Genomic DNA, 17840 nt, shown 5'->3' with positions numbered 1-17840 from the left:
TGTTAAGAATAGTTCAATTTTGAACAGAAATCTCATCGTGCAAAGTTAAGATGTTGACAAATAATGTTTTTTAACCCAATCAAGGAAAATTCTGTTAAACAGCCACAGACAGATTCTCAGTGCAGTTATCCTTTTCGTATTGCTGTTTCAATCGCCGGAAATACAGTCGATATCGAACACTGACTGATATTGTCCTCATCGACGAGGATCTGTTTTCCCAGAGAAAAATTGGGTGCCCATATTTTATACCCGGGCAAGCCGGTATCCTTGAGTTTACGCCTGTTATACAGCGCGACGAGAGGTCGATTGAGCGCATTAGCTATGTGGACGACAGAGGTGTCCGTACTCACCACAACGTCAGATATCCTGACGATCTCAATTGCAGTGTTGATCGTACTGTCCGCCAGGATAAAGGCTCCGTATTCGCTGAATGGCTGTACCTTAGCACTCTGGCCAATTACCACAATCTTGACAGTCGGGTAAGCGGTCTGAATAAAGCGAATGAGCGTGATGACCTGCTCTGCAGAAAAGTCCTTATCCGGTGCACCTGAAAAAGGATTAATGGAGACGATAACGTCGCCGTGGGTGTACCTTAGGGCACTTCTGACCTTATTCTCCTCAGCGCTGCATCGACCGAGGTGATAATGAAAATCTTCGTTATAAACGTTAAACAGCGCGAGAACACGTTTATGACGTTCCGTAATGTGTTTTTCCGCGTCCAGATAACTGATTGAAGGGTTGTAGAGGGCCGGTATATTTTTATTGAAGCCAATATGATGGCTGTGCTTCATACGCCATGCCAGACTCAGACGTTCATAATCCAGCACGTCGTCTAAATCAATGATGACATCAAACTTCTGTGCGTGTAACACGTCAAGTGACATGCGGTTCTTATACTGAATGACCTGATCCAGATAATCACAGTTCTTCAGCATCTGACCACATACCGGGCCAGTCAGGACTGAAACCCTGAAGCCCTTTTTAGCAAGTAAATATGCCGTCCCTGTCGTGACAACCATATCGCCTACTTTATCATCGAGACGAAGCAGCAGGATATTGCGAACCATATTGAGTTCAAAAGAGGAACGGGATCTCTGTACACGGAGGAAACATAACAAAGCCTTTTTTTTGATTTCCCTGAGGAACTCGTTTTTATTTCTGTTGAATGCTTTAAGGAACTGCATAAATTACCCATACCTGAGAACAGGTCATAATAAAATTCCGGTTAATATCCATTCGGTAGATGAACGGATTATCTTCTATATTAACGTTTTTCAGGTATCAAAAAAACCGCTCTGAGGCCCCACGCATTTTGCAACCTCGTGTTCAGGCAGTATCTGTAGACAACAGCCTGCCTGACTGAGGACTGAAGCACTTTGCATGAAAATTATTCTGGACTTGAGAGAGTGGCATGTATAAAACGCCCGGATGTCTTTTCAGTCACCGGAATTTTTACGTGAATCAATTTAGTGATTTCTCCACGCGGGCAACGTTCCGCAGGCTTCTTCCTTACATATCCCCATACAAAAAGGGATTATTTGCGGCAAGTCTGGCCCTCATAGTCAGTGCCGCAACAGATGCAGGCCTGCTATCACTACTTAAGCCCCTGATGAATGGAATTGGCTTTGGCAGCGTTACACCCGAATCGTTACGCTGGCTGCCACTTGCCGTCATCGCACTCGTTGCGCTACGTGGTGTGACAGGATACGTATCAGATTACTGCATGGCCTGGGTGTCGGGTCGTGTGGTGATGTCCATGCGACGCCAGATTTTCAGTCATCTGATGGGAATGCCTGTCAGTTACCATAATCGCCATTCGTCAGGTAGCCTTCTGACCAAAATTACCTATGACTCTGAGCGCGTTGCATCGGCCTCATCTGATACCCTCGTCTCGCTGGTCCGGAATTCTGCCTCAATTATCGCTCTGATGGTGCTTATGGTCTGGAACAGCTGGCAACTTTCCATAGTGCTCCTGGTCGTAGCGCCGGTTATCGCGCTGAGCGTCCGGGCGGTTTCCGGCAGGTTTCGCCGAATCAGTCAGGATTTGCAAAAAACCATGGGCAGTGTAGCCGTCAGCGCTGAGCAGATGCTCAGAAATCATCGTGAAGTACGCATGTTCGGCGGGCAGATGACTGAGCAGACGCGATTTGCAGACGTCAGTAACTCAATGCGCAAGCACGGCCTGAGAATGGTCTCTGTTGCTGCTCTTACAGACCCATTCATTCAGATGATCGCTTCGATGGCACTCGCCGCGGTGCTTTTCGCTGCCAGTTTCCCGTCCGTACTGGAGACACTTTCTGCCGGCTCTGTGACGGTGGTTTTCTCCGCCATGTTTATGATAATGCGCCCGCTGAAATCATTAACAGGACTCAACGCCGGTTTTCAGCAGGGCATGACGGCATGCCACTCGCTGTTTAGCCTTCTGGATACCGCACAGGAACGCGACGAAGGTACTCTCTCTGCTGAGGGTGTGCGTGGAGAGCTGGAGTTTCGCAATGTCAGCTTCCGCTATGAAAACTCGGAAGACTATGCTCTTCGTAACGTAAGTTTCCGAGTGCCTGCGGGTAAAACCGTGGCGCTGGTAGGCCGATCAGGTTCAGGAAAATCTACCCTGGTTAGTCTTCTCCCGCGCTTTTACGATGATTACGACGGAGAAATACTACTGGACGGGCACGAAATCAGGAGTTATCAGCTGAAATCGCTACGGGAAAAAATTTCGCTGGTTTCCCAGCACGTCCATCTTTTTGACGCAAGTCTGGCTGACAACATCGCCTATGCCAGCTCTGAAACTATTTCCTGTGCGGATATCAGTACCGCTGCAACTAAGGCTTATGCCGATATTTTTATTGATAAATTGCCCGAAGGCCTTGATACAATGGCCGGAGAAAATGGTGTCCAGCTATCAGGTGGTCAGCGTCAGAGAATAGCCATTGCAAGAGCACTGTTAAAGAAAACGCCGCTGCTCATCCTGGATGAAGCGACTTCAGCACTGGACAATGAGTCCGAGCACGCAATAAAAATGTCACTGGAAAATTTCAGGCACGAATGCACGGTACTGATTATCGCTCACAGACTTTCTACTATTGAGGCCTGCGATGAAATTATCGTAATGGATGACGGGCGAATCAGTGAGCGCGGAAGCCATGAAAGCCTTTTGCAACAGTCAGGTATGTACAGCAAATTGCATGACATGCAGTTTACCGCGCAGCAGTAGATATTCGTAAAACTCATCTCAAAACTTAGATCAGGCAGGCGAGCAGTGCGCAGCCTGCCCCTGAATGCCGCGTAAGCGGCATGGAGGCGCCAGAAACCGTTAAGGACTGCTCTTTTGCAATCGGGCGCCGTGATCCCGGCAGAGCCGGTTACAGGCTTAAATATGGCGAAAGCCCAACCCCTCCCTGTCAGACGCCGTTTAAGCAGCGGCCTTTCAGCCGCACATAAGCCGGACGGTCGCAGACGAAAGATAAATATCGCGGGCCTCAGTCCTACAGCCACTTCTGACTTTAAGTACAACATCCATCTATAAAGCGACTCAGTTCCGGCCCTATGGGCCGGGGCGGCGGCGCTTTTCAGGTGGGTTTCGCTCTTTGGTAATGTCTGCGCGAGTGTGATGGGCACATTTGTCGGTTGTTCCTGCTGAGCTGATGAAACCGGGCAGTTTGCCCGCCGTTTCTGGCGGGAGCTACCTCAGACGCGAAGCGTCTTGACGAACCGGCGCGGACGTCAGTCCGCTGCAAGGGCGTTCGTTATTCACCTGTCCACAGGACGGGTGTCGAATAGGTTTTATTTTTAAAGGTAAGTAATAACGGTTTTTTAAAAGAATAAAGATCGGGTGTTTAAAAGGAACAGCGCGGTTTAGAAAAAGTCCGGACAGCAGTTAACTGACTATACGGTCAGAAGTTATGAAACAAAGCCTCTCGTGGTTAATGTGGATAACTTAAAAACGTGTCCACCGGCGCCAGATCTGTGCGCCGGATCCCATTTGGATGGCTGTAGTAAGGAACTGATGTGGATGAATTTTATGCGAATGACTTACTGCGGACGTGCGAAGGCCTCCGGCGCAAACCGGATAGCTGAAAACGGGGTGGTGTCAGGGGGATAACGGCCGTTCTGGCCGGATTGCGGGCAGGGGAAAGCCGGCGCTGCTGCGCCAGTGGATTGCGTGAGGTCTCTGCGGATGTCAGGTCGTGACCAGCAGATCGTCGTCCAGTCGGGCATAGCGGCCGCGTGAAAGCTTCATGCGCTCGGTGACGCGGCGCTCTATTTCAGCCTTAACCGCGTCCAGACCGCCGAAGAAGCGCTCGTGACGGATTTCTTTCTGAAGCTGCAGGCGGACCAGCTGCTCTATATCCTTACGGGTGCGCGGCGCGTCTTTACGCGCGCGGTGGCGCTTCAGGCCGTGCTCGCGGCGGGACTTCTGGTACTCACGGAAGCGCTCGCGTACGAACGCCCAGGCTGCGTTAATGAGCTCGCCGGCGTCGGCGCGCGGCTGGCCCTTCTTCTCGCGCTGGCGGTTTTCCCACTCGATGCGGCTGCGGCGGGCGGCCGCGACGGCTTCTTCCGACACGTCGAGCACCTGCCACATCAGCGGCGCGAAGGTGATGTCCGTGGGGATATTGCAGCCGATGTCTTTATCGTATTCGGTGGTATAGGTGAGGAGCTTCAGCTGCGCCAGGAACTGCACGGCGCCGGTGAAACGGGTGATCGAGAGGCGTTTTTTCTCCGTGGCCAGCCCGCAGCGGATGCTCATGGTCGTGAGTGAGGCCCCCACGCGGTTGGCCAGCGGATTGTAATAGTGGCAGAGCGCCTGCAGCGCGGCTTCAAGCGCGCGGATGCGGAGCTCAGGCGGACGGCGTTTGCGGGCTCCGTGGGCGATTTCCATGGCCACCAGTGCCTGGAACTCGATGCGCTGCGTAAAGCCTAAAGCTTTTTCACGGATTTTTTCGCAGAACGGCAGGGTTTTTTTGCCTTTTTCCGGAATGAACTCCGGATTCGGGTTTTTTACCTGACGATAAAATGATGAGTTATCAGAGACCTGCTTATTCAAACCTTCCTGCGCTTATGTTGCACAGAAGGAGCAGGCACCGAAGGTATTGCAGTTTTTCGGGCATGAAACTATACTCCCCGCATAGAGCAACAGCTTCTATGCAGAATAAGTGGGCCCCGTTAGTCTTCTACCTAGTCGCCAAACTGAGGAAGATTATCGGGGTTTCGTTTTTTCTGGCCTTAACTAATCAGTCAGTACCAGTCCTCTGCCACCTTTCGGCGTGGCCCGCCAGAATTCTTTACGGTTTGCAATCTATCACTTCAACTGACATACGACAAGAAAGTAATACCATTACCTATTCATCGGTATCATCAAATGCTTGTTGCAAAAGACGCTCAATGTACTCAGCCTGAGTCACGCCTTCCTTTTCACACTCAATCAAAAGCCTGTCTTTAATCGGATTTCGCACGAAAATCTTGAGCTCTTTATGCGTCAGCTTTTTTCTGGCCACAGCTGCCTGCTGCTTTTCAGACGCGCTTAAAGGATTACCTTTACGGTAAGGGCGTTTAGATCCTGATGAGGAAGTGACTGCGTTAACTGACTGCGACATCTCGGCCTCCTCCACTAAATTCAAAGAGAATTTAGCTGAGAATACTACAGATCTCTTAAATCAGCGACTTAACTTTATTCAGAGGTGTGAGATGCGTTGGCGCGCATCTCAGGCAAGGGGGATAGAAAGTCTGGTGTCGGATATCAGTAGGTCGAATGCCAGTCTGTCCCGCCGTCCCATCGGGACTGCCAGTGCGCCAGATAGGTCTGCGCCAGCGATGGTATGCCGCGTACAACCACCGCGTTTTCGGAGTTGGACTCCGCAGCGCTGCGCGTATAGTTAAAGGATCCTAGCTCCACATTCTGCCCGTCTGTCACAATCACCTTGTCGTGCATAATTTTGTACTGGCTGTTTGTGCGCAGCGGAATGCCGGCATTCACCACGATGTTCATCGCCGCCTGGCTGGCTTTGCTGCGGTTGCCCTTGTCATCCACAACCACCCTGACGTCCACGCCACGCCTTTTAGCCGCGACCAGCGATTTGACGACCTCGGGCGAAGTAAAGCTGTAGCCCATCAGGCGGATGCTCTCCCGGGCATCGTCCAGCGTCCTGAGCACCAGCTGCTGCGCCGTGCCCTCGGGCGAAAATCCGACGTCGATCGAAGGCGCGGCCACTGCCGCACCGGTAGAGAAGGCCAGCCACAGTGCTGTAGCCACGATTCGTACGTTCGCTTTCATTTCAGTTCCTTGTTAATCCGGGCAGGCCGGACAATCAGTTCAAAAAAACCAGGATTCAAAGTCGTTATGCGTTATTGCCGCTTCACAACGGCATATACAGATATCCCCGTAGCCGCCGTCGTGAGAGGCCGCGTACCGCGCAATTGCCCGCGCGTCCTGCAGCCCCGCGACGGTCGCAATAATGCGGTCACTCTGCATCTCCGTGATCCTGTAGTGCCCGGCAGTGGGCATAACGGCGGGCTCATACACGATGCTGGCCATCGAATCGCCCCGCCATGGCCAGCTTATATACCGCTGACCTTCATACTCCACTTCGCTGACGTGCAGCGCCTGCAGCTCCGCACGTTCGGCGGCCTGACGGTCATTCTCGCGGATCTGTGCATGGTGTTCGCGGGACCAGTGCAGCGCACTCAGCCAGGCAGATTCGCTGATGTCGCGAGCGATAAGGTGAATCTCAGCAAGCACCTCCGCGCTGTAAACGCTCAGCTGTACGCCCTCCACGTCATCGTCAGTCACCACGAGTGCTGCCATAAGCAGGGCATGCTCCGCGTCATCGCACAGCAGTCCTTTCAGCCGCATTTGTGCCCGTGTAAAAGCAGATTGCCCTCGTGCCAGGCAAGCAGGCGCAGCGTTTCCCGGTGAACTGCCGGCGCAGGTGAGAGCCGGCGGTTGTCAGTCCCGGTCGTCATAGTCGGTTCCTTATGGGATGGCTCAGTGCATGGCGGCCGCGGGTATACGTCGGGGTATAACCGACAGCCGGAAGGGTATGCGGGGGTCAAAAAAAGAGGGCCCCGGAGGGCCCTGCTAAACAGCTATCAGGGAAAAGTATGTTGTTATCGCGTTGTTTTACCGGTTTTCCGGCTGACACTCTGTATCGGTCAGCGCCGGCAAAACCTTAGCGGCAGACGTATATTTAACGTCAGCCGTGCGCGTACTTTTCCTCCAGCCATTCCGCATCACGCTCTGCGTCCTCCACCTCTGTCAGCAGCGCGGCGAGGTCGGTGACGCCAGCCTGCGGGTTTCGGCAGGCGCGCCGGTAGCGCAGCCGCAGCGCTGTCAGACGAATAAGGGATTCACGGTAAGGCGTTGCGCCGGTTCTCATCATCACGTCTCCTTTTGTCAGGCTTCCTGTGACGCCGCCTTAACAGGGGCCATCGCCACGTAGTTCTGCGCGGCTTTTTCAATCGCCTCGCGTCCCGCGCCCATCAGGCGGGGTTCGCGCAGGCGAACCTTATAGCCCCTGCCCCGCGCCGGCAGGCTTTCCATGACCATGTGCCAGAGTACCGCCGAACGCACCGCGGCTGAAGGGGGTCGCTTCCAGCTGTACTCACATTCGAGATCGAACTCACAGACTGCGGCAAGCGCCGGGTCGGTCAGCATCAGCCGGCTGGTATCCTGCCCGCCCGGAGGCGCGTCCAGCACCTGCAGAATGTGCTGCACCCGGTCGGCCCGCACATAGCTGCGGCGCCGGCGGTAAGGCATCGTCGCCAGCAGGCGGGCTTCAGAAGGCGGGCTCACCTCCATAAAGCGGTTAATGCGCACCGCCTCCTTCGTGAACTTGTCGGCGTCGGCGATGTAAAGGGAGCTGCCGCGCACCACCTGACCTCTGAACAGGGTGACGTTCTCACCCTCCTGCAGCGCCTGTACCTCCTCCACGTCGACCTTTTTCTTTTCGCTTACCTGCAGGCGGGGGTCATCGCTCAGCCCGCTGCCGAGGATGCTGCCCTGCTGCACCAGCGCGCTCATGTGCGCGCGATACTCGGTACCGGCCATCAGCTGCAGGATTTCCAGCGTGTCTTTCGGATCCATGATTTTGCCGGTGATGCGCACGCCCATGTTAGCAATCAGCGTCCACACCGCGTCGCCCGCCGCCGTCTTCAGGCGCTGCACCTCCTGCCCGGCCAGCAGCAGGCAGTAGCCCAGCGAGCGGATCTGCGTGGCCAGCTCGCCGAGCTTCTCGCTGTAGCCGGCGCCCACCTCGTCAATAATCCAGAGCAGCGGGAAGCGGTCCTTAAACTTCCGCACCTTCATGTTGTCTTCCGGCCGCCCTTCCAGCTTCTCGCCGAGGTCCTGACTTAAAATCATGGCCAGCTGAGACTGATAGAGGCGCCCCAGCGTGCTGCTCTCCGTAGCGGACAGCTCCAGCGCCGGGACCAGCACGATCAGGATGCGGTCGTTGTGCACCACGTCACGGAGGTCAATGTCGCCCGCGTCGCGCGCAAACACGTGCCCGTAGGTGTCGTTAAACAGGCTCAGCATGCGCGTGTACTGCTGCATCAGGTAGCCGTGCTGGCGGTTTGCTTCCGGATCCCAGTCGGACGGCGTGCCCACCTTGTCCATGTCGAAGCCGGCCAGCGTGCTCAGGTAGTTTTCCAGCGCCACGCGGATTTCTTCGTGCCACTGCTCCTCGACCGCCTGCACGTAGAGCCCGGCGATTTTGCGCAGCGGCAGGTGCGCCTGGATGGTGCGCTGCGACATCACCGTGCCCTCGCGGCGGCACTTGTAAACCAGCGCGGTCACCAGCGCCTGGTTCATGGATCGCGCCTTCTCCTGCCAGTCGCCGCCGCTGCCGCCGGTTTTGGGCAGCATCGAGTCCATCAGGTTGATGGTGTAGGTCTCCTGCGCGAGGCCGAACACGTTGGTGGTGTTGGTCTGCGGACGGCCTTTCACGTCTTCCAGCAGCTCCTGCGCGCGCGATCGGCCGCCGGTAATGAAGTTCATCATCCGCAGGTCGTCTTCACGCCCGAAGCGGCGGGCCATGGACATCATGCCGAGCGCCACGTCGTTCTGCGCCTTGTGATCGGAGAATATAACTCCTTTGCCCCAGCACAGGCCGTTGAACACCCAGCCCAGCAGAGTCTCCGTTTTACCGGCGCCGGTGGTGCCGAACATCAGCACGTGACGCGTCAGGTCGTCCATGGAGAGCCACAACTCGCGCCCCGCATCCCTCCCGCGCAGGTAGCCGGCGTACAGGATGCCGGCCGCGCGGCCGGTGTGGATGCGTACGGTGGCCACCGGCAGAAAGCCCAGCACTTTCGCCGGCACTTCACGCGCGGTAGACGGGTCGTCACGGTTCATGTCGGTGGGCATGCGCATCGGCATTTTCCAGCGCCCGGCGGGCGCCACGACCAGCGACCAGAACGTCAGCACCGGCAGGCTCAGCACCAGCGTGGCGGGCCAGACGATGCCCGCCCCCACCGCGACCGGCATGGCCCATGCAAGCGTACCGGTCTCACACAGTACGTCGATGAGCCACGAGCGGCCCGCGTGCCGGTTGACGCGTGCGCTGTCGAGTGCGGCGTTACTGTCCGTCATGGCCACCTCCGTTTAAAAAGTCCGCGAGCGCCGCAGGCGAGCTCAGCACGCCCTGCGGCACGTAGCGCCCGTCGTCTGAAATTGTCCACGGGGTGCCCGGCAGGCGGTAGGCCCGGAAGGCCACCTCATTGACGCCAATCGCCCCCCGGGCGGTTTCGGCCCGCGTCTCGTCGGTCACCGCCGGCGCGGTCTGCGCGGCGCCCGGCACGCCGATGCCGGCGTCGGCCGCAAACAGCTGTTTCCAGGCGGCGGCGCGTTCACCTTCCGGTAGCGCCATCACCGGCGTCAGCGCGTTCAGTGATGCCTCGCGTCCCTCGATGGTGACCGGGAATATCACTACGTTCACCACGCCGGCGGCGGTTTCAAAGTGGCGCTCCATGCGCTGGCAGTTCGGGCAGGCCGGGTCGGCGAAGACGTAAAGGGTGCGCGCGTGTCCGGATGACAGCGGCACGGTGAACAACCCGCGTGACGCGGCGCTGCGGAGTTTTGCCGGCAGCTCAGCGCGTACCTTCTGCGGCAGGTCCCAGCCGTCGGCCGGGGCAGCTGTGGTCTGCTGCTGTAGTTGAGGAGGTTGCGGTTGCGGGCGCCCGGATGGCGCCTCATTAGTCCGGTACGGCCTTCCGTCCGGTACGCCCGTCTCAGGGGCCGCGTGGCGGTCAGGTCCGGCCACTGAATGAAACACTGTACGGGTATCCACTGTAGTGAGCAGGCGGGGGTCTTCTGGCGAAAAAAGACGGGAAGCCATCACGGCTGTTGTCAGCCAGGCCGCCGTCAGACCGGCCACGACAAGGGCATAGCCGAGCTTCCGTAGTTTCCGTCCACGAAGGCGTTTACTCTCTACAGTGGTCAGCAGGTCAGAAATGCAGCGCAGCAGCTGCGCCGCGTCATCTCCCTGATAAAGCGGCGTCAGAGCATCATGAGCGTTCTGCGCATACAGGCCGTTACCGTGCATCACGAACCACGGCATCTTCCGGAGAGAGCAGGCAAACAGCATGGTTAATCCGCGCCCTGTCAGCGAGCCCGCTCCCACTGTTTCGTCAGTATGACAGCGGTGAACACTCAGCAGGTCGCCGGTAATTTTGGCCCCAAACGGGCCGTCTGTACGTGAAATAGTCATGGTCAGGTCCTTGTCTCAGCGCGCGAGGGCGCCGTCAGAAAATTCGTCTTCGCCCTCAGCGGGCAGATAAAGTGCGTCAGGGAACGAGATTTCGCGCTGCGGCTTCGTGCGTTTTGGCCGCGCGTCGCGGGGGTACACCAGTCCGAGCGACTCGAGCTCGAGCTGCAGCCCTTCGACGGCCTCACCGGTCATCAGCGGCGGGCACGGCAGACCCAGCCGGGCGGCCATCCACTCTGCGCGCGCCTGCGCAACGATCCCCGCGCCCTCAACAAACACCTTGTCGGTGTCGGCGGTGTGCAGGCCGTACCACAGCGTACGGTCGCAGCCCTTCAGCCAGCGGAACCGCGCAGGGGGCAGGCGCAGGTCGCGGCCATAGAGACCCGCCAGCGCGGAGCGCACCGTCCGGTGCGTTTTCAGCCATTCACTCACGCCGGGGCTTGCCAGCACGCGCGCCACGTGCTTTTCCGCCACCTGCCAGTCGGGCACGGTGCGGAACTCCGGCGCCCGGAACAGCCGGCGGATGACGCACGAGCGGTTCAGGTCATCCAGCAGCCTGGTGGCGGCCCTGCGGTCACCGGTGAACACCTGCAGGCCAAACACGGCCAGCAGCGCGCGCTCAAACGGCTGCCACTGCTCAGGCGGTGTCATAGCAGGCCCGGTCTGCGCGTCGAACAGGGCAGTCGCCGCCTCGCGGTTCAGCACCCGGCGCTGAATCAGTCCGTGCACGTCCGCAAACTCTTCGGGCTTTTGCGCCCAGGCATTTTCCGGCGTGGTGTCGTTCATCAGCCCGTCGCCGCGGTGCCCGGAGAGCACCGGGATAACCGAGGGCGCGAAGGTGGCCATCACCCGGGGCAGCGAGTGAATGTCGATCGCGCGCCGGCTGCGAAAGCCCAGCGCCGGATGGCGCGCCAGCGCCCAGCTGGTCACAGCAATGAGCGGCGCCATGGGCACAAACAGGATGCCGGCCGTGTGGTTCATCACGTCCCGCCATTCGCTGAGCCCCACGGACTCTGCCCCGTTGCCGGTCGCGGCCAGCAGGTTGATGCGTTCGGCAACGTAGCGGTGGAAGTGCGGGAAGTCGGCAAAGCGCCACATCCAGTAGAGAAACCAGCAGCTCCAGCGCACGAAGTCGGCAAAGAAAAGCCAGCAGACCAGAAGCGCGAGACAAAAGGTCATCAGCACCATAGCCGGCTCGTTACTGCCGGCGGCGTTCGGGTGATAGGTCGTCATGTGAGAGTTTCCGGAAGCGGAGACGGGCAGGTGAGCCCGCCGGACTGCAGACAAGAAAACACCGGCGCGGAGGCCGGTGTCAGGGGAAAAGCGTCAGAATGTCAGGAGAAATCAGTTGCTGGCCTGAGGCACAACCACGTCGTGTTCAAACTCAACGAAACGGCTCTGAATGCTCACGTGCAGCGGCCACGGTTCCTGAGGGAATGATTCAACGTAGCTGTTGTGGCTCATCGCACCGAGCGTGTTAAACAGCTCTCTGGTTACCGTCGGATGCGCGTTGATACTCAGCACCGGCACCTCAGGATTTTTGGTCTTAATCCGCAGCGTACCGTCTTCAAGCTCACGTTCCGTCCAGTCGCGCATGCTGAGGCCGATAACGTCAACAACACCCTTCTTCACCATGTGGATGTAAAGAAGGTTGCCGAATTTGATGTCGATGCCCAGGTATTTACCCTGTCCCGCATCCATCACCTGATGCTGCTGCAGCGGGCAGAAGCGCACATCGCTGGTGAGCAGTGCAACCATCTTTTTGAGCTGACGACGACGATTAATGATTTTGAAACGGCGAAATCCAAGTGGAAGAAGAATACCCATCCAGACAATAAAGAATAAGTAAGCCATATTAGGATCATGGCCGCCCGGCTCATTTCCCGAGTAAATTATGATGCTAGCCAGTGCGAGTAAAACAAGGCAGGGTAGCACCAAAAAATAATAGATAACGCGAGTTAAGGCCCAGATATAATCCTTTGATTTATCATATCGTTGTACTTTTTTCATGGCATCCTCCTGCCGAAATCCCTCTGATTAAATTATACGCACAACTGTAAATAAATCCAGGTATAATTATTTCACACCATCTTTATTATCTGGCTTTTCGGGGTTAGTGACATTCTGGAGACCCGGCGTCCTTCGGGTCCCGCCGCCAAATGCGGCGAACATCCCTTTGACGTCATCAACCAGCCCGCCCATGATGCCTGCCATACCCGCACCACCCAGAAATGTGATCACGTAATCAGCCAGCGTAGCCTGCAGACCAAATACTCGCGTGACGCCAAACGTTGCTATGCGGGCATAAATAATCAGCCACCCAACCATTTTAAATACCCCAACAATAGAGTCTGCGTTTGCGTTGGCCAGCGCGGTCCCGAACAGCAAGTTAAGCAGGGTTCCACCCGCCATGACGGCAACAGAGGCAAAGAAGAATCCCAGCACCATCAGCGAGGGGCGCAGCATCATATCAATCAGGAAGATATAGCCGTATGCGCTACGGCTGCCTTTATCTTCCTCGGCGCCGAGGTGCGTAGCCGACCACATCGGGCCCGCAGCACACCCCACCATTACACTGACAAACCAGTTGAATGCACCCACCATCCAGTACAGGAAGGGTACCGCAGGCAGAAACACGGCCAGAGAAAATCCAACGGCAAACAGAAGCAACAACAGGAAGTAAAATGGAGGTGAGAGTTCAGACAGAACATCTTTAGCCGCCGCAGTTACGTTGAACGGGAGTATTCTACCAACGGTGCCCAACAGGGAATTATCAGCAGCGGAAGCAGCAGCATAGACGAGGGTGTAGGTTGTTAATGCACTTTCGCTGGCCAACAGCGTCCAGTCACCAATGGTCTGCATCTTGATGAGAGGATTGACTTGGCTTGAAAAGTCAGCCTGTGTACCTATTTCTTGCGTTGCTATGGCCTTAGTAATTCTCTGCATTGGATTTTTAAAAATACTGATAAAGACCGCATCTGGATCTGCTGCATTAGCAGCCGCACCATCATCCTTAGCCGTTTGCGTGCCCAGCGGCGCGGTGTAAGTACTGTTTTGCACCTGCGAACGGTAGGCCGTAAACACCTGGTGATACAGGTCGCCGGTCCCGGTTTCGCCGTGCAGGCTTGCTCCGGACGTTACCGGGGCCGCGTTGGCGACTTCGTTCGTTTTACTGTTGGCCGTCGCAAAGGTGTTGTACCAGGCGCCCAGCGAAATCCACCCATAGGTCTTGAGCTGCGTCGTCAGCTGGCTCTGGAGCGAATCCTTATAGTTCAGCTGGTTCAGCGCGTTGTTGACCGTGGTTTCATACGCGGCCGCTGCGTTCTGAATGCTTGTTTCCGGGTCTACCAGCGTGCCGCTGTCCTGATCGCGCCGGCTCAGATAAGCCGTCACGTAGGCCTGCGCGGCTGCATCAAGCGTGGACTGCATGGTGTCCAGCGCCCCCCGGGACGCCGTCGTCACGCTTGCCGTATTTACGGCAGAGCCGAACAGGCTGTCCAGCACGCCGGTAGAGGGTTCCGGGATGCGAGCCGTGCCGCATATCGCGCTGCCGTTGCCGGTCGAGTAATCGCCGTTGCCGCCCTTCGTTGTCATCAGCGCCGTGCGCGCCTGACCGTCCTGATAGAGCGAGGACAGCTCGCTGTTAGTCGCGTACTTGCACAGGTTCATTTCGAACACCGCGCGCGCCGCCGAACGCGTGGAGGGGGCCGTAGGCTGCACGACCAGCGACATACCGCTGCTGATCATGTCGGCCGCCTTGTCCGTGAACAGGTTCGCGCTGCCTACCCCCATGGTGGAGGCCGCCCACAGCATCACCAGCTGTGACAGCGACCAGCCCGACGCGGTCGGAACGAGCGTGATAAAACCGGCAAAGCTCATCACGGGGTGCAGCCAGGTGCGGCCGGTGCTGAATACCTTGCCGTCCTGACCGCCTTTAAACAGCGTTTTCAGCGTTACGATAAGGAACCACGTCAGCGCCACAGCGCACAGCACGCCGTTCAGCAGCGCAAACAGCGAGCCAATGAGGGTCTGCTGCCCGGGCTGGAAAGGCGTGAGCACCACGTCGCCAAAAATCATCACCAGCGCCTGCCGGGAAAGGTCCCCGGTCTTGCTGGCGGCGTCGCTGATGGTCTGGTAGTCCACACCGTCGGCAAACGCCGGGCAGGACGCGGCGCACAGCAGAGCCGCCGCCTGAATTTTTGTCAGTAGCTTCATGAGTTACCTGCGGGTCAGGAGCTGACCTGATAGGAAATAGGGGCGCCGCCTGTGCGGCCGTGTAGGGGGAGTTTTTCAGCGACCGCAGCGGAGGGCAGCAGCATCTCGCAGGATAATATTCAGATGGTGCTTAATTGCCTCTGCCGCACTGCAAAGCAGAGAGACAAGGACGACAACCGCAATCAGCGGAAGCGCCATGGCACAGGCGCCACCGATTAAAACCAGGTAAACAAGAATAATCCAGCCTGTCGGGGGTAAGCCTCCGGCGAAAGCGGCGTCGATAAGAGGTTGTGCCTGCGCTCTGCAGAGACATATGAGAAGCACGACGCCGCCCACCCGGGCAATAAAGTCCAGTGTTTGTTTTAGCATGATAAGGGGTCCTGCATACGCCGGCTCCTAACCGGCTGAGGGAGGGTGACTGCCGGGAACGCCGGCGTCTGAAAAGAGTTACTTCACGTACTGCCAGACGTGTTTGGGTACGCGGTCAAACAGCTTGCCGGCGGCGAACTCGGCTTTGCGGTGGTCATAGGCCGACGTCATCGCAAATTCTTCATGGGGGTTGCCGGTATAGCTCAGGTGCTCATAAACCTTTTCAAGCGTTTCAATATTCCGGCAGCGCCGGAACTTCATAAGCCATTCGGTTCGTGTCATCGTGTTCTCACTGGTGGGGTAGCAATGCGGAACGGGATAATAACGTAAACAAGCGAAACGCATTATCCTGAAAATACTGAATTTAATTCACTTTTTTGCCTGAAGATTGTGGTATGACGTTACAAACTTTTCCACTGCCGCCAGTTCAAACTTCAGCTGACCACCCTCTTTCAGGGCCACCGGAACGCTGAGCCCGCGCAGGCGTTTTCCGCCACTGGCCGCCTGCCACAGCACCAGCGGGGGAATACCGGCCCGGCGCGCAAAGTCATCAAGTGGTATCAGATTTTCTCCGGATGCCGGCGGCACCGCGACGGGCTCCCGGGCGTGCCAGCGCCGGGCGAACTCCGTGGCCTCAGCCTGATCGAACATAACAGCCGCGCCCCGCACCTGATGGCGGGCAGGCAACGCCATGCCGTCCAGCTCGCCGCCGGCGCGCACCGCGTGAAGCAGTTCGCCGGGCCTGATTCTCAGCAGGCCGGCAAAGACATCGAGTCGTATGTACATCTTTTCTGTCCTCCGGAATCAACTATGTGCTCAGCAGGCGCCACACCCCGTAAAGCAGGGCGGCCATGACTAAGAGGATGCTCATCCCTGCCAGGCTCGCGACAGGCCGTTCAGCAATAAACCGTGCGTAAAAGCTCCGTTCCTCCGTCACAAAGTCCGGCAGCAGCAGGTCAATGGCCGAGGCTACGGGCTCAAGCGTTTCCGCCGCGGCACCGGCGGCCTGCAGGCGACCGCTGACGGAGCTTAACGCTTTCACAGCCTCAAAACAGAGCGAGCTAGCCACGGTGGTGCACCCGTCACGACTTGCCCGCCGGGCGCTGTGCAGCAGATTCATAATACGTTCGCGATCGTGGCCCAGCGCTGCTCCGTCCAGCAGGGTGATGACCCGGATGAGCCGCTGTTCGCGTTGTCTGTTTCGCATGTCTGTTCCCTCAGAGCAGGCCGCCGCTCAGCACCTGCCGGCACCAGCGCGTTTCCTGCAGGTAAGCCTGAAAACTCCCGTTCTCTGACGCCGAGACCCGCTTTTCCGTGAGCTGCCACAGACGGTAGCCCGAGGCCAGCGCCTGCACGAAGCCGGTCGCAGATAGCAGCATGAGCACGAGCATGACGCAGCTCACGCGCAGCCAGCCGGTCCCGCCGATGCTGCTGCCCGCGGCAATCAGCGCAAACAGGAAACCTGCTACCGGCAGGCCGGTGAGCCACATCAGCCCCCACCAGATCCAGCGGCTGATGCGCAGGTTCCGCGCCAGCCGCTCCGGCGTCTGCCCGCTGTCCGCCACCGCCTGCGCCCAGTCCGCGGGCTGATAGTCACCGTGACCGCGTCCCGCCGTCACCTCACGCAGTCGCTGCCACAGGCGCGAAACGTTTCTCCCCGCGTGGCGCGTCACGCTGGACACCTCCCACGCAGGGAGCACCACGTTCAGGGCTATCCAGCCCGCGCGCTTCGCGGTGATGCGGGCGGGCTTAGCGCCGTCCTGACGGACGGCTGAGTCGTTGTCTTTCACAGCGGTTCTCCTTCTGCGTTCATGACGGGTTCAACGAGTGCGAACGTCACGTGACGAAGCGCCGCCATCGCCTGCAGCGCGCTCATCAGAAAGCCGTACACCGACGTCAGGTCCTCACTCTCCATGCAGCGGATGTCGGGCGTCAGAAAGATGACCTGCCCGGGCCGCTGCCGGAGCGTACTGAGGTTGAGGCCCGGCGCGCCGGTAAAGCTTTCCGCCACGTGCGGATGATGGTAGGTGCCCATACGGTGGCGGATGGCCAGCAGCGCTTCGCTGGCATCCTCCCGGGTGAGCATCGCCCGCACCGTCTGCAGCGTCGGGTCGGACGGGTGTTTCCGGCTCCAGCGTGCGATGGCCGCCCACGGGTCGTCGGCCCAGAGCTGCCCCGCCAACGCCGGCAGGTCGCTGACGTGTCCGGTATTTTCCGCAAAGGTCAGCAGGCAGGCCATCAGTTCCCGTGTAAGCCCCGCATACCGGCCTTCCGGGAACAGCGCAGCGGCAAGTGCCGCTGTGCCGGCCGCCTGATTAACCTGACCGAGCGCGCCGATGACGTTCCACACGTCGCCCTCCTGCGTCTGACCGGGCGCCAGCCGCCAGGCCTGCCACAGGCTCGACCAGCGGGGCGTGTTCCAGAAGGTTTCCCACAGCACGCCGCAGGGGTCCAGCACCAGCACCGGGCCGGTGCCCGCGTCCAGCAGGGATGAAAGCGCGCCGGCGTCCGGCGCAAAGGTACCGCTTGTTATCATGGAATACTCCGGAAGGG

At 58.1% G+C, this 17840-nt stretch carries 18 protein-coding genes; 1 reads left to right on the top strand and 17 read right to left on the bottom strand.

Going from position 1 to position 17840, the window contains the following annotated elements; translation table 11 throughout:
* Positions 1–125: 125 nt before the first annotated feature.
* The gene (locus tag JK231_RS21670; RefSeq protein WP_249221780.1) at positions 126–1184 is read right to left on the bottom strand and encodes a glycosyltransferase family 9 protein; all 1059 of its coding nucleotides are present in this window, start codon (positions 1182–1184) and stop codon (positions 126–128) included.
* A 272-nt stretch (positions 1185–1456) separates the two neighbouring features.
* Between JK231_RS21670 and msbA the strand changes: the two genes are divergently transcribed.
* Positions 1457–3214, top strand: a complete 1758-nt coding sequence (gene msbA / locus JK231_RS21665; RefSeq protein ID WP_349291527.1) for a lipid A ABC transporter ATP-binding protein/permease MsbA — start codon at positions 1457–1459, stop codon at positions 3212–3214.
* A gap of 966 nt (positions 3215–4180) precedes the next feature.
* Here the strand turns inward: msbA and repA are convergent.
* The 16 genes from repA to JK231_RS21580 all read right to left on the bottom strand — a co-directional run bounded on the left by repA (position 4181) and on the right by JK231_RS21580 (position 17823).
* Positions 4181–5047: a plasmid replication initiator RepA gene (gene repA, locus JK231_RS21660; RefSeq protein WP_211729467.1), complete on the bottom strand. Its 867-nt coding sequence runs from the start codon at positions 5045–5047 to the stop codon at positions 4181–4183.
* A 295-nt stretch (positions 5048–5342) separates the two neighbouring features.
* Positions 5343–5597 (bottom strand): replication regulatory protein RepA, encoded by a 255-nt coding sequence (locus JK231_RS21650; RefSeq protein ID WP_211729466.1) that lies wholly within the window; start codon positions 5595–5597, stop codon positions 5343–5345.
* A gap of 143 nt (positions 5598–5740) precedes the next feature.
* Positions 5741–6274 carry a phospholipase D family protein gene (locus JK231_RS21645; RefSeq protein ID WP_211729465.1) on the bottom strand — a complete coding sequence of 178 codons (534 nt, stop codon included), beginning with the start codon at positions 6272–6274 and terminating at the stop codon, positions 5741–5743.
* 39 nt (positions 6275–6313) lie between these two features.
* On the bottom strand, positions 6314–6805 hold the full coding sequence (locus JK231_RS21640; RefSeq protein ID WP_211729464.1) for a hypothetical protein: 492 nt from the start codon (positions 6803–6805) through the stop codon (positions 6314–6316).
* Positions 6806–7193: 388 nt separating this feature from the next.
* A complete protein-coding gene (locus JK231_RS21635) occupies positions 7194–7379 on the bottom strand; it encodes a hypothetical protein (RefSeq protein ID WP_249221779.1) in 186 nt (61 codons plus the stop codon).
* A gap of 14 nt (positions 7380–7393) precedes the next feature.
* The gene (trbC, locus tag JK231_RS21630; RefSeq protein ID WP_211729463.1) at positions 7394–9589 is read right to left on the bottom strand and encodes an F-type conjugative transfer protein TrbC; all 2196 of its coding nucleotides are present in this window, start codon (positions 9587–9589) and stop codon (positions 7394–7396) included.
* Positions 9576–10706 (bottom strand): thioredoxin fold domain-containing protein, encoded by a 1131-nt coding sequence (locus JK231_RS21625; RefSeq protein ID WP_211729462.1) that lies wholly within the window; start codon positions 10704–10706, stop codon positions 9576–9578. The genes trbC and JK231_RS21625 overlap by 14 nt, the downstream gene beginning before the upstream one ends.
* Positions 10707–10721: 15 nt before the next feature.
* Positions 10722–11936, bottom strand: a complete 1215-nt coding sequence (locus JK231_RS21620; RefSeq protein WP_211729461.1) for a conjugal transfer protein — start codon at positions 11934–11936, stop codon at positions 10722–10724.
* Between the two features lie 111 nt (positions 11937–12047).
* Positions 12048–12713, bottom strand: coding sequence for a plasmid IncI1-type surface exclusion protein ExcA (gene excA, locus JK231_RS21615; protein ID WP_211729460.1), 666 nt, complete (start codon positions 12711–12713; stop codon positions 12048–12050).
* A gap of 66 nt (positions 12714–12779) precedes the next feature.
* On the bottom strand, positions 12780–14918 hold the full coding sequence (locus JK231_RS21610; RefSeq protein ID WP_211729459.1) for a DotA/TraY family protein: 2139 nt from the start codon (positions 14916–14918) through the stop codon (positions 12780–12782).
* A 75-nt stretch (positions 14919–14993) separates the two neighbouring features.
* Complete coding sequence (locus JK231_RS21605) at positions 14994–15287, bottom strand: hypothetical protein (RefSeq protein WP_211729458.1); 294 nt, start codon at positions 15285–15287, stop codon at positions 14994–14996.
* Positions 15288–15365: 78 nt separating this feature from the next.
* On the bottom strand, positions 15366–15569 hold the full coding sequence (locus JK231_RS21600; RefSeq protein ID WP_211729457.1) for an Hha/YmoA family nucleoid-associated regulatory protein: 204 nt from the start codon (positions 15567–15569) through the stop codon (positions 15366–15368).
* A gap of 87 nt (positions 15570–15656) precedes the next feature.
* Positions 15657–16073 (bottom strand): hypothetical protein, encoded by a 417-nt coding sequence (locus JK231_RS21595; RefSeq protein WP_211729456.1) that lies wholly within the window; start codon positions 16071–16073, stop codon positions 15657–15659.
* A gap of 22 nt (positions 16074–16095) precedes the next feature.
* On the bottom strand, positions 16096–16494 hold the full coding sequence (locus tag JK231_RS21590) for a hypothetical protein (RefSeq protein WP_211729455.1): 399 nt from the start codon (positions 16492–16494) through the stop codon (positions 16096–16098).
* Between the two features lie 10 nt (positions 16495–16504).
* Positions 16505–17077 carry a conjugal transfer protein TraX gene (gene traX / locus JK231_RS21585; protein ID WP_211729454.1) on the bottom strand — a complete coding sequence of 191 codons (573 nt, stop codon included), beginning with the start codon at positions 17075–17077 and terminating at the stop codon, positions 16505–16507.
* Positions 17074–17823, bottom strand: a complete 750-nt coding sequence (locus JK231_RS21580; RefSeq protein ID WP_211729453.1) for a prepilin peptidase-dependent protein — start codon at positions 17821–17823, stop codon at positions 17074–17076. The genes traX and JK231_RS21580 overlap by 4 nt, the downstream gene beginning before the upstream one ends.
* Between the last annotated feature and the right edge of the window lie 17 nt (positions 17824–17840).

This window comes from Pantoea sp. JGM49 (genome assembly GCF_018257655.1).
Taxonomy (GTDB): domain Bacteria; phylum Pseudomonadota; class Gammaproteobacteria; order Enterobacterales; family Enterobacteriaceae; genus Pantoea; species Pantoea communis.
The sequence above is the reverse complement of the archived record's forward strand: the minus strand, read 5'-3'. Positions and strand labels throughout refer to the sequence as shown.